Genomic DNA, 12,643 nt, shown 5'->3' on the forward strand with positions numbered 1-12,643 from the left:
CAAGACCCTTTGCTCGTGGCCTCATGCAATCATATCAGGCGGGCACGTTCCAGATTTCTTTCGCATATTGGCGGATCGTGCGATCGGAAGAGAACCAGCCGACGCGGGCAACGTTGCGGATAGCGCGCGCGTACCAATCGGGGCTGTTGCGCCAGACGGCGTCGACATCGCGCTGGGCGGCGGCATAGGCGTCGAAATCCGCCGCCACCATGAACCAGTCGCTGTTGTAGAGACCGTCGACCAGCTCGCGGTAGCGATCCGGCTGGTCGGGCGAGAACACGCCCGACGATACCGCGGCGACAGCCTGCGCCAATTCAGGGGAGCCCTCGATCACGGCGCGCGGGTTGTAGCCATTGCTGCGCCGCTCGGCGACTTCCGCCGTGCTCAGGCCGAAGATGAAGATGTTGTCGTCGCCAACGCATTCCTTGATCTCGACATTGGCGCCGTCGAGCGTACCGATGGTCAAGGCGCCGTTCAGCGCGAACTTCATGTTGCCGGTGCCCGACGCCTCCATGCCGGCAGTCGAAATCTGCTCGGACAGGTCGGCGGCCGGCATCATCACCTCGGCCAGGCTGACATTGTAGTTCGGCACGAACACCACTTTCAGCAGGCCGCGCACCGACGGGTCGCTGTTGATGACCTTGGCAACGTCGTTGGCCAGTTTGATGATCAGCTTGGCATTGTGGTAGCTGGGCGCCGCTTTGCCGCCGAAGAATTTGACGCGCGGCATCCAGTCCTGTTCGGGATGCGAGCGGATCTGGTCGTAGAGCGCGATCGCTTCCAGGATGTTGAGCAGCTGGCGCTTGTATTCGTGGATGCGCTTGACCTGAATGTCGAACAGCGCCGACGGGTCGAGCTTGATGCCGAGCCGGTCGGCGACCAGATTGGCGAGCTTGATCTTGTTGGAGCGCTTGACGGCGGCGAACTTGTCGCGGAAGGCGGCGTCACCGGCAAAGGCTTCGAGCCCCTTGATGGCGTCGATGTCGTCGAGGAAACGGTCCCCGATCGCCGCGCGGGCGAGCGCGGTGAGGCCTGGATTGCACTGGATCAGCCAGCGGCGTGGCGTGATTCCGTTGGTCTTGTTGTTGATGCGATCGGGATAGAGCTTGTGGAGATCGGCAAACACCGTCTCCTTCATCAGCTCGGTGTGCAACGCCGACACGCCATTGATCGAGTGCGAGCCGACAAAGGCCAGGTTACCCATGCGCACGCGGCGGTCGCCATTTTCCTGGATCAGCGAGATGCGGCTGATCTGCTCATTGGAAAACTGGTTGGTGGCGCGGGCCTCAAGCAAAACCTGCGCATTGATGGCGTAGACGATCTGCATATGGCGCGGCAAAAGCCGTTCGAACAGCGGCACCGGCCAGCTTTCCAGCGCCTCGGGCAGCAGCGTGTGGTTGGTGTAGCCGAAGGTGCGCTTGGTGATGTCCCAAGCCTGGTCGAAATCCATGCCATGGACGTCCATCAGCAGGCGCATCAGCTCCGGCACGGCGATCGCCGGATGGGTGTCATTGAGGTGGATCGCCGCCTTGTCGGGCAGCGAGGCGAGATCGCCATACTGGCTGAGATGGCGCTGGACGATGTCCTGCAGCGACGCGGTGGAGAAGAAATATTCCTGCCGCAGCCGCAGTTCCTGGCCGGCCTTGTGGGAATCGGCGGGGTAAAGCACGCGCGACAAGGCATCGGCCTTGTTGCTTTCGGCCAGCGCGCCGATGTGGTCGCCGGCGTTGAACTTGTCGAGCAGGATCGGATCGACCGGCATGCCGGACCAAAGCCGCAGCGTGTTGACGCGGTTGGCGCGCCAGCCGACCACCGGGGTGTCGTAGGCGACGGCCTGGACATGCTCGGTCGGCTTCCAGACGTGACGCTCGAGCCGGCCATCCTTGGAGGTGATCGATTCCACCGAGCCGCCGAAGCCGACCTCGAAGGCACGCTCCCGCCGCTCGAACTCCCAGGGGTTGCCGTGGTCGAGCCAGGTTTCGGGCAGTTCGACCTGCCAGCCGTCATGGATCTCCTGGCGGAACATACCGTTGGCGTAGCGAATGCCGTAGCCGTGGGCCGGAATGTCGACGGTCGCCATGCTTTCCATGAAGCAGGCGGCGAGCCGGCCAAGACCGCCATTGCCGAGCGCCGCATCCGGTTCGAGCCCGGCGATGAGGTCCAGGTCGACGCCCAGCGACTTGAGCGCTTCTCGCATATTGTCCATCAGGCCGAGATTGGAGAAGGCATCGCGCATCAGCCGGCCGATGAGGAATTCGAGCGACAGGTAATAGACGCGCTTTTCCTGCTGGGCGTAGGCCTCCTGCGTCGCCTGCATCCAGTGATCGACGATGCGGTCGCGCACGACCTTGATCGAGGCGGTCAGCCAATCATATTGCGTAGCAACGGACGTGCCTTTGCCGACCCGGTATTTGAGAGCCAGCAAGACTTCGTCGGCCAGCGTCTTGGGATCGGGTATTTCGAGATCGGGGGCTTTGGCTGTCATTGTTCGCGTCATACTGCCTCTCGTGATCGTGCTGCGATCATACCGGCTTTCGCTCTCAGTCCCAGCCTATCCTAGTGCATCGCAACATACGTTCAATCGATTTAGACCCGCATGCCGCCAGTTCCCCTGCGGCAATTTATCCGTCGAGCGGATCAGGCAGCGAGTGCAGCCTCCGGCGGAACCTTCGCTCCCGTCATGAAGGCGACGGCGTCGGACATGGTATATTGCTTGGGATCGATGACGCAGAGACGGCGGCCGAGCCGATGGATATGAATGCGGTCGGCAACCTCGAAGACATGCGGCATGTTGTGCGAGATCAGCACGATCGGCAGGCCTCGTTTCTTGACGTCGAGGATCAGTTCCAGCACGCGGCGGCTCTCCTTGACGCCGAGTGCCGCGGTCGGCTCGTCCATGATCACCACGCGGCTGCCGAAAGCAGCGGCGCGCGCCACCGCAACGCCCTGACGCTGGCCGCCCGACAGCGTTTCCACCGCCTGGCTGATGTTCTGGATGGTCATCAGGCCAAGCTCGGTCAGCTTGTCGCGGGCGCGCTTTTCCATTGCCGGCCGGTCCAGCATGCGAAGCCAGTCGCCGAGGAAGCCGGGTTTGCGGATCTCGCGGCCGAGGAACATGTTGTCGGCGATCGACAGGGCCGGCGACAAAGCCAGGTTTTGGTAGACCGTCTCGATGCCCGCCTCGCGCGCCTCCATGGGCGATTTAAAAGCGACAGCCTTGCCTTCAAGACGGATCTCGCCTTCGTCGGGCACGGCGGCGCCGGAAATCGCCTTGATCAGCGATGATTTGCCGGCGCCATTGTCTCCGATGACGGCCAGGATTTCGCCGGGGTAGAGGTCGAAGTCGGCATTGTCGAGGGCGGTGACACGGCCATAGCGCTTGATCAGGCCGCGCGCGGTGAGGATGGGTTCCACGGTCATGCCGAAACCTTTCTGATCCATTGGTCGATCGCCACGGCGCCGATGATCAGCACACCGGTGAGCAGCACCTTCCATTGCGGATCGGCGCCCAGCATGTTGAGGCCCATCGAGACGACGCCGACGATCATCGCGCCGAAAAGCGTGCCCAGAATTGAGCCGCGCCCGCCGAACAGTGAAATGCCGCCGATCACCGTCGCGGTTATCGCCTGCAGGTTGTAGTCGGTGACGGCGGCTGACGGCGAGATCGAGCCGTTGCGGCCGATGGAAACCCAGGCAGCGAAAGCGGCGATCAACCCGGCAAGGGTGTAGACCGTCATCAACACCTTCTTGGTCTGGATACCAGACAGCTTCGCCGCCTCCTGATCATCGCCAACGGCGTAGACATGGCGGCCCCAGGCGGTGTGATTGAGCACGTACCAGAGGATCAAAACGAGCACGACCGTGGCGATGACGCCCAGTGTGAGCACCGCCGTGCCGATCTTGAAACTCAGGGCAAAGAGATGCAGCAGCGGCGCCTGGGCGTCGACGTCGGTATCGCGGATCGTCTCATTAGCCGAATAGATGAAGTTCGTCGCCATGACGATGTTCCAGGTGCCGAGCGTGACGATGAACGGCGGCAGCTTCATGTAGGCGACCAGCAAACCGTTGAGCAGGCCGCAGGCTGCGCCGGCGGCAAGCCCGATGGGCACTGCGAGCACGGCCGGCATGCCGTAGCTGACCGCGCAATTGCCCATGATCACGGCTGAAATCACCATGATCACGCCGATCGACAGGTCGATGCCGGCGGTCAGGATGACCAGTGTCTGCGCGGCACCGAGGATGCCGACGATGGCGATCTGCTGCAGGATCAGCGTCAGCGTATAGGATGAGAAGAAACGCCCGCCAATGGCGATGCCGAAAATTACGATCGACAGGACCAGCACAATCAGCGGCACCGCCGCCGGCGTGGAGTGCAGGAAATGCTGGATGCGCTTGACGGCCGATTTGTGCTCGTCAAAGGCGGCAACGCTTGTGTCGCTGCTCGAGAGAACCTTCTCGAATTCCTGTGCTTGAGCCATGTTTCCTCCCCTGGGCTTCAGCTCCATGCCGATACCCGCTCGCGCCTGTCCGGTCTGCTGCCGGGATTATTCGCGTGACGCATCGTCCACCCGAAGCGGCCGGGGATCAAGCCCCCGGCCGTCAGCTTGCCGCTGGCTGTCAGGCAGCCATCAGCCCCAGCACTTGGCGAGGCCTTCCTTGGTGTCGATCGACTTCACGCCATTGGCCGGCTTGTCGGTGACGAGGTTGACGCCGGTGTCGAAGAAGTTCTTGCCTTCGGTCGGCTTCGGCTTGGCGCCGTCCTTGGCGAAGGCGGCGATCGCCTCGATGCCGAGTGCCGCCATCTGCAGCGGGTATTGCTGCGAGGTGGCGCCAATGACGCCTTCGGTCACCGACTTCACGCCGGGGCAGCCGCCATCGACCGAGACGATCAGCACCTGGCTTTCGAGACCGACCGCCTTGAGCGCCTGGTAGGCGCCGACAGCGGCGGGCTCGTTGATGGTGTGGATGACGGTGATGGAGTTGTCCTTCTGCAGAAGGTTTTCCATCGCCTTGCGGCCGCCTTCTTCATTGCCGTTGGTGACGTCGTGGCCGACGATGCGGGCATCGTCCTCATCGCCGATCTTGTTGGGATCCTTCACGTCGATGCCGAAGCCCATCATGAAGCCCTGGTCGCGCAGCACATCCACGGTCGGCTGTGAGGGGGTCAGGTCGAGGAAACCGATCTTGGCGTCCTTGGCCTTGTCGCCGAGGGTCGCGGCTGCCCAGGCGCCGATCAGCTTGCCGGCTTCCAGATTGTCCGTCGCGAAGGTCGCGTCGGCGGCATCGATCGGGTCCAGCGGGGTATCGAGCGCGATCACCAGCAGGCCGGCGTCACGCGCCTTCTTCACCGTCGGCACGATGCCCTTGGTGTCGGACGCGGTGATCAGGATGCCCTTGGCGCCGTCGGCGATGCAGCTTTCGACCGCCGCCACCTGGCTCTCGCTGTCGCCGTCGATCTTGCCGGCATAGGTCTTGAGGTCGACGCCAAGTTCCTTGGCCTTGGCGGTCGCGCCCTCCTTCATCTTGACGAAGAAGGGGTTGGTGTCGGTCTTGGTGATCAGGCAGGCGCCGACGCCGGCGGCCGATGCTGTCGAAGCAAACGCCATCAGGCCGAGGCCTGCCGCGGCGAACACGGTGGACTTCAATAATGCTTTGGTCACGATCTTCCTCCCATGGAACTATGCGGATGCCGCCAACCGGCATCTCGAGCGCATCCACTGAAGTTCTCCCAGTGTGGACGCGCCCTCAAATGACACCAGCGGGAGCCGCCTGTCAATAATTAAATCACTCTTATTTATTATTGACAGCTTTGCGTGGTTCACTCATTCTGCCGCAAAAGCAGTAAGAATAAACCAAGGGAGGAACAAGGGTGGAGACCGGCATTGCGAGGCACGGTTCGCCCGAGGCGGCCGCCAGCCGTCTCCACCGTGGCACCAACCAGAGCGGCATGCGCGACCACAATGAGCGGCTGGTGCTGTCGTTGGTTCGCCAGCATGGCAGCCTGGCCAAATCAGACATTGCGCGCATGACCGGGCTTTCAGCGCAGACCGTCTCGGTCATCATGCGCGAACTGGAGGAGGACAGCCTGCTGCTGCGCCAGGCGCCGTTGCGCGGCAAGATCGGCCAGCCCTCCATCCCGATGGCGCTGAACCCCGAAGGCGCCTTCTTCATCGGCCTCAAGATCGGCCGCCGCAGCGCCGAACTGGTGCTGATCGATTTCCTCGGAACTGTGCGTTCCATGCTGCAGCATTCCTATCGCTATCCGGCGCCGCGCGAGACGGTTGAGTTCGTCACCGAAGGCATGAAGACGATGCGCGCCGAACTGACACCTGCGCAGGACAAGCGCATTGCCGGGCTCGGCATCGCCATGCCGTTCGAACTGTGGAACTGGGCCGACACGGCAGGTGCGCCGCGCGATATCATGGACGAATGGCGCCACCGCGACATCCGCGCCGACATCCAGTCGCAATGCGAATTCCCGGTCTATTTGCAGAACGACGCGACGTCGGCCTGCGGCGCCGAACTGGTGTTCGGCCAGACCGGCGGCGCGCGCGACTTCGTCTATTTCTACATCGGCGCCTTTGCCGGCGGCGGCATCGTGCTCAATGGCCGGCTTTTTGGCGGACCGACAGGCAATGCCGGGGCGCTGGGTTCGATGCCGGTGCCGGGACCAGACGGCAAGCCGACGCAGCTCATCGACGTCGCCTCGATCGCCATGCTGGAAAAGGCGCTTAACGCACGCGGCGTCGAGGCTTCGCATCTGTGGACGTCGCCTGAGGATTGGGGCGAGATCGGTCACGAGCTCGACGACTGGATCGCCAATGCCGCTCAGGCGCTGGCCTATGCCATCGTATCGGCGTCATCGGTGATCGATTTCGAGGCCGCGGTGATCGACGGCTGGATGCCGCTCGCTGTCCGGCGCCGGCTCGTCGATGCGATCAGGCAGGCGATCGGTACGATCGATGGCGAAGGGCTGAAGCTTCCGGTGGTGCGCGAAGGCACCGTCGGCATCCATGCCCGCGCGCTGGGCGGCGCCAGCCTGCCGCTGTCCGAACGCTTCCTCATCGGTTCGACCACCATTTCCCGGAGCACCTGAATGCTGATCGGTATTCCGTCGCTGCTCGGTCCGGAGCTTCTGGCGACATTGCGCGCCATGGGCCATGGCGACGAGATCGCGCTTGTCGACGGCAACTACCCAGCGGAGGAGCAGGCAAACCGGCTGGTGCGCGCCGACGGTCTTCACCTCATACCGGTGCTTGACGCCATTTTGAGCGTTCTGCCGGTGGATGATTTCGTGCCGGAAGCGCTGTTTCGTGCCTCGGTCAAAGGCGATCCCTCGGTCGCCGATCCGGTCCACCATGAAATCGAAACGATCTGCACCAGGCGCGCGCCGGGCCGCAAGGTGGTTGCGCTGGCGGGCGCCGACTTCTATGCACGCGTCCGGTCGGCATATGCGATCGTCGCGACCAGCGAACCCCGGCTCTACGCCAACATCATCATCCGCAAGGGCGTGATCTATCCGCCGGAGAACAAGAAATCATGATCCTCTGCTGCGGCGAAGCCCTGATCGACATGCTGCCGCGCACCACGACACAGGGCGAGCCGGCCTTTGCGCCCTATGTCGGCGGCGCGGTGTTCAACACGGCGATCGCGCTTGGCCGCCTCGGCGCGCCCGCCGGCTTCTTTTCCGGCCTGTCGTCGGATCTGTTCGGCGGCCAGTTCCGCGAGGCGCTCGGCGCAAGCAAGGTCAGCTCCACCTATGCGCACACCTCCCCTCGCCCGACCACGCTCGCCTTCGTGCGGCTCACCAACGGCCAGGCGACCTACACTTTCTACGACGAAAACACCGCCGGGCGCATGCTGACGACAGAGGATCTGCCGAAACTGGGCGCCGAGATCGAAGCCATGCTGTTTGGCGCCATCAGCCTGATTTCGGATCCGGCGGGTGCTGCCTACGAAGAATTCATGAAACGCGAGCACCAACGCCGCGTCATGATGCTCGACCCCAACATCCGGCCGAACTTCATCCCCGACAAAGCCAAGCACCTCCGGCGCATCCGCTCGATGATGGCGATGGCCGACATCGTGAAGCTATCGGATGAGGATCTGCACTGGTTCGGCGAGGCCGGCTCGCATGAGGACGTCATCGGCAACTGGCTGGATCGCGGCCCGAAGCTGATCGTCGTTACCCACGGCAGCGAAGGTGCCGTCGGCTACAGCAGGGAACACAAGGTCACGGTGATGCCGCATAAGGTGGAGGTGGTCGACACGGTCGGCGCCGGCGACACTTTCAATGCCGGCATTCTGGCCTCGCTGCACGAGCAAGGCCTGCTCACCAAGGCCGGGATCGGCGGCCTTTCGGAGGACGCCATCCGTCAGGCGCTGGCGCTCGGCGCCAAAGCGGCGGCGGTGACCGTGTCGCGGGCCGGCGCCAACCCGCCCTGGCGGCACGAAATCGCCTGATCCACGCTTAGTCCGCCGCCAGCCGCTGCAAGCAGCCGATCACTTTATGTTTCCGCGAGCCGGAAAGACGCGCTGAATCAGCCGGATTAATAGGCGGCGAAGCCCGGATTTCCGCCATCTTGCGGCAATGCAGGGAAAGCCTGAAGTAACAGGCTGCGACACCTAGACAACCCGTCCCGCGGCCGGTCCGGCTTTCTAGACCGGCCCAACTCTGGTACCAGCGGCCCGGTTAAGTTGTTGTTTCTGTGCGTGTCATTGTCCCCGGGGCAGCCCGCACCACACCGTTTTTGAGGCCGACATGCAGTTCATCGATCTTGGCGCGCAGCGCGAACGTATCCGCGACCGGCTGAAGGCCGCGATCGACAATGTCGTCGAGGAAGGCCGCTATATCCTCGGACCGCAAGTCACCGAATTCGAAAACAAGCTCGCAGCCTATATCGGCACCAAGCATGTCGTGGCCTGCGCCAACGGCACCGACGCGCTGCTGTTGCCGCTGTTTGCCGCCGGTATCGGCCCCGGCGACGCGGTGTTCGTGCCGAGCTTCACCTTTGCCGCGACGGCGGAAGTGGTGGCGCTTGCCAAGGCCGAACCGGTTTTCGTCGATGTGGACGCCGAGACCTACAACATCGACATCGCCAGCCTCGAGGCGGCGATCGCCATGATCAAGAAGGAAGGCCGGCTGAAGCCGAAGGCGATTATTCCCGTCGACCTGTTCGGGCTTGCCGCCGACTACGAGGCGATCATGGCGATTGCCAAGCGCGAAGGGCTGCTGGTGATCGAGGATGCGGCGCAGTCGATCGGCGGTTCGGCCGACGGCACAATGTGCGGCGCCTTCGGCCATGTCGGCTCGACCAGCTTTTATCCGGCCAAGCCGCTGGGCTGCTACGGCGATGGCGGCGCGATGTTCACCAATGACGACGCGCTGGCCGACCAGCTGCGCTCGTTTGCGTTCCACGGTAAGGGCGAGACGCAGTATGACAATGTCCGCGTCGGCATCAATTCACGCCTCGACACGATCCAGGCGGCGATCCTGATTGAGAAATTCGCCATCCTCGAAGACGAGATGGTCGCCCGCCAGGTGGTGGCCAAGCGCTACGCCGAAGGTCTCGGCGACATCGTCAAGGCGTCACGCAATCTGGGCGGTGGCCGCTCGGCCTGGGCGCAATACGCCATCGAGACGCCGAAGCGCGACGGGTTGAGGGCGCATCTCGGCGAAAAGGGCATCCCTTCGGTGATCTATTATGTGAAGCCGCTGCACGAGCAGGTCGCCTATCGCGACTATCCGCGCACGCCGACCGGGCTTGCGGTTTCGGAGGAACTGCCGAAGCGCATCCTGTGCCTGCCGATGCATCCCTATCTCAGCGAAGCCGACCAGGACCGCATCATCGAGACGATCCGCAACTACATTGGCTCGAACTCGGCGCATGTAGCGGCGGCGTAAGTTACGCCGCGTCCGCCGCCTTCCCGCTCGCAATAAAATGCGGGTTGGCGAAATCCTCGTCGTCGCTCTGTTTGCGCTTGCCATAGGTGAGCGGCTCGCCGTCCAGCGTGCGCGTCATGCCGCCGGCGGCGCGCAGTACGGCGTCGCCGGCCGCCGTGTCCCATTCCATGGTGCGGCCGAAGCGCGGATAGATGTCGGCTTCGGCTGCGGCGAGCAGGCAGAATTTCAGCGATGAGCCGACCGAGACGATCTCGGCGGCGCCGAGATCCTTGATGAAGGCTTCGGTCTCCGGGGTGTTGTGCGAGCGGCTGGCAACGACCGCCAGCGGCGTGACCGCCCTCCTAACCAAAATCCGCCGGCGGCCGACGATACGGAAGTCGCCATCGACCTCGATTGCTTCGGCCCAGCCCGGCCGTCCAGAGAAGAACCGCCCGCTGCACGGTGCGAAGACGACGCCGATCTCCGGCACGCCGTGCCGGACAAGCGCGATGTTGACGGTGAAATCGGTCCGGCGGTTGACGAATTCCTTCGTTCCATCGAGCGGATCGATCAGGAAGAAGGCGCCATCCAGATCGGGCGGCACAATGCCTTCGGCGACCTCTTCCTCGGCCACGCAGGGAATATCGGGATAGGCCGCACGCAGGCCGGCGAGGATGATCGTCTCGCTCTCGCGGTCGGCTTCCGTGACCGGCGAGGAGTCCGACTTGCTGTCGACCGCGCAGCCGGCCTTGAAGACCCGCATCACCTCGCGTCCGGCTTCGAGCGCCAGGCGCTCGAACACGTCGAGCATCACTTCGTCGTCAGATGCCGCCGCCGCTGTCATATTGGTCTTCGGCAATGTCGCGCTCATTCAGCCAGTGTTCCAGAGCCTCTACCATCTCCTCGGCTGTCTTGCCGAGTGTCTTGAGATGGATTTCGGGATTTTCGGGAGCTTCATACGGGGAATCGACGCCGGTGAAGTTCTTGATCTCGCCATTCAGCGCCCGTGCGTAAAGGCCTTTCGGGTCGCGTCGGGCGCATTCCTCGAACGGCGTATCGACGAACACTTCGACGAACTCGCCGTCGGCCATCAACTCCCTGGCCATGCGCCGCTCGGCGCTGAAGGGGGAAATGAAGGAGACGATGACGATCAGCCCGGCATCGGCCATCAGCTTTGCCACTTCGGCGACACGGCGGATGTTTTCGACCCGATCGGCGTCGGTGAAGCCGAGATCGCGGTTGAGGCCGTGGCGGACATTGTCGCCGTCGAGAATGTAGGTGTGACGCCCCGAAGCGAACAGCTTCTTCTCAAGCAGATTGGCGATGGTCGACTTGCCCGAGCCGGAAAGACCGGTGAACCAGAATACGGCGGGGCGCTGGCTCTTGAGGTCGGAGCGGCCGCGCTTGCCGACATCGAGCGACTGCCAATGGATGTTTTCGGCGCGGCGCAAGGTATGCAGGATCATGCCGGCGCCGACCGTGGCATTGGTGATGCGGTCGATCAGGATGAAGGCGCCGGTATCGCGGTTGTCGGCGAAGGTGTCGAAGGCGATCGGCGCCCGGGTCGAGATGTTGCAGATGCCGACTTCGTTCATCTCGAGCGACTTCGCCGCCTCGCGAGCGAAGTCGTTGACGTTGACGCGGTATTTCAGGTCGGTGACGGTGGCGCTGGTCTGGTCGGTCTCGGTGCGCAGTATATAGGAGCGTCCCGGCAGCAGCGCTGCCTCGTCGAACCAGACGATGTTGGCGGCGAACTGGTCGGCGACCTGCGGCCGTGCCGCCGGCGACACCAGCATGTTGCCTCTGGAGACCTCGACCTCGTCATCGAGCACAAGGGTGATGGCCTGGCCGGCCACCGCCTGGGCAAGATCGCCGCCTTGCGCGACGATGCGCTTGACCCGCGAGGCCTTGCCGGATTTGGCGACCACCACCTCGTCGCCCTGCGCGACGGAGCCGGACGCGATGGTGCCGGCAAAGCCGCGGAAGTCGAGATTGGGCCGGTTGACATACTGCACCGGAAACCGGAACGGCAGTTCGACCGCGGCCTCGTCGACCGATATGGTTTCGAGATGCTCGATCAGCGACGGGCCGGAATACCACGCCGTCTTTCCGGAGCGGCTGGTGACATTGTCGCCATAGCGGGCCGACATCGGGATCGGCACGATCGTCTGGAAGCCGAGCTCGTGCGAGAACTGCCGGTAATCCTCGACGATACGGTCGAACACCGCCTGGTCGAAATCGACGAGGTCGATCTTGTTGACGGCAAGCACGATATGGCGGATGCCGAGCAGCGAAGCGATGATCGAGTGGCGCCGGGTCTGGCGCAGCACAGCCTGGCGCGCATCGATCAGCACGATGGCGAGATCGGCAGTCGATGCGCCGGTCGCCATGTTGCGGGTGTACTGTTCATGGCCGGGCGTGTCGGCGACGATGAACTTGCGCTTGGGCGTGGCGAAGAAGCGGTAGGCGACGTCGATGGTGATGCCTTGCTCGCGCTCGGCCTCGAGGCCGTCGACCAGAAGCGCGAAGTCGATGTCGTCGCCAGTGGTGCCGTGCTTGCGGGAATCGCGCTCGAGTGCGGCGAGCTGGTCCTCGAAGATCTGCTTTGTGTCGGACAGAAGACGGCCGATCAGCGTCGACTTGCCGTCGTCGACCGAGCCGCAGGTGAGGAAGCGCAGCAGCGACTTCTTCTCCTGCGCCGCCATGTATTCGCGCACGCCGTCGGTGGGAGCGAGGCTCTTGGCCAGGATATGGCGCATG

The 12,643-nt window shown here is 63.6% G+C and carries 10 protein-coding genes; 4 read left to right on the forward strand and 6 right to left on the reverse strand.

Annotated elements, in window-relative coordinates; all coding sequences use genetic code 11:
- Positions 1 to 34 precede the first annotated feature (34 nt).
- The 4 genes from NKI64_RS07975 to NKI64_RS07990 all read right to left on the reverse strand — a co-directional run bounded on the left by NKI64_RS07975 (position 35) and on the right by NKI64_RS07990 (position 5,606).
- Positions 35 to 2,497, reverse strand: a complete 2,463-nt coding sequence (locus NKI64_RS07975; RefSeq protein WP_023670727.1) for a glycogen/starch/alpha-glucan phosphorylase — start codon at positions 2,495 to 2,497, stop codon at positions 35 to 37.
- A 140-nt stretch (positions 2,498 to 2,637) separates the two neighbouring features.
- Entirely contained in the window at positions 2,638 to 3,420 is a 783-nt protein-coding gene (locus tag NKI64_RS07980; protein WP_023670726.1) for an ATP-binding cassette domain-containing protein, read from the reverse strand.
- Positions 3,417 to 4,478 (reverse strand): ABC transporter permease, encoded by a 1,062-nt coding sequence (locus NKI64_RS07985; protein ID WP_023670725.1) that lies wholly within the window; start codon positions 4,476 to 4,478, stop codon positions 3,417 to 3,419. The genes NKI64_RS07980 and NKI64_RS07985 overlap by 4 nt, the downstream gene beginning before the upstream one ends.
- Positions 4,479 to 4,628: 150 nt before the next feature.
- Positions 4,629 to 5,606, reverse strand: a complete 978-nt coding sequence (locus tag NKI64_RS07990) for a sugar ABC transporter substrate-binding protein (protein WP_084014307.1) — start codon at positions 5,604 to 5,606, stop codon at positions 4,629 to 4,631.
- Between the two features lie 263 nt (positions 5,607 to 5,869).
- Here NKI64_RS07990 and NKI64_RS07995 point away from each other — a divergent pair, with 263 nt between their 5' ends.
- From NKI64_RS07995 to NKI64_RS08010, 4 genes are all read left to right on the forward strand, one after another.
- Complete coding sequence (locus NKI64_RS07995) at positions 5,870 to 7,096, forward strand: ROK family transcriptional regulator (RefSeq protein ID WP_023738520.1); 1,227 nt, start codon at positions 5,870 to 5,872, stop codon at positions 7,094 to 7,096.
- Entirely contained in the window at positions 7,097 to 7,543 is a 447-nt protein-coding gene (locus tag NKI64_RS08000) for an RbsD/FucU family protein (RefSeq protein ID WP_023738519.1), read from the forward strand.
- A complete protein-coding gene (locus NKI64_RS08005) occupies positions 7,540 to 8,463 on the forward strand; it encodes a carbohydrate kinase family protein (protein ID WP_023738518.1) in 924 nt (307 codons plus the stop codon). The genes NKI64_RS08000 and NKI64_RS08005 overlap by 4 nt, the downstream gene beginning before the upstream one ends.
- 298 nt (positions 8,464 to 8,761) lie before the next feature.
- Positions 8,762 to 9,904: a DegT/DnrJ/EryC1/StrS family aminotransferase gene (locus NKI64_RS08010; RefSeq protein WP_023829106.1), complete on the forward strand. Its 1,143-nt coding sequence runs from the start codon at positions 8,762 to 8,764 to the stop codon at positions 9,902 to 9,904.
- Between the two features lies 1 nt (position 9,905).
- Here the strand turns inward: NKI64_RS08010 and cysQ are convergent, their stop codons facing one another.
- Together cysQ and cysN are read right to left on the reverse strand one after the other, a co-directional pair.
- Positions 9,906 to 10,694 carry a 3'(2'),5'-bisphosphate nucleotidase CysQ gene (gene cysQ, locus NKI64_RS08015; RefSeq protein ID WP_031258997.1) on the reverse strand — a complete coding sequence of 263 codons (789 nt, stop codon included), beginning with the start codon at positions 10,692 to 10,694 and terminating at the stop codon, positions 9,906 to 9,908.
- A gap of 10 nt (positions 10,695 to 10,704) precedes the next feature.
- Complete coding sequence (cysN, locus tag NKI64_RS08020) at positions 10,705 to 12,642, reverse strand: sulfate adenylyltransferase subunit CysN (protein WP_023684584.1); 1,938 nt, start codon at positions 12,640 to 12,642, stop codon at positions 10,705 to 10,707.
- Between the last annotated feature and the right edge of the window lies 1 nt (position 12,643).

Source organism: Mesorhizobium sp. M0478 (assembly GCF_040321305.1).
GTDB lineage: Bacteria > Pseudomonadota > Alphaproteobacteria > Rhizobiales > Rhizobiaceae > Mesorhizobium.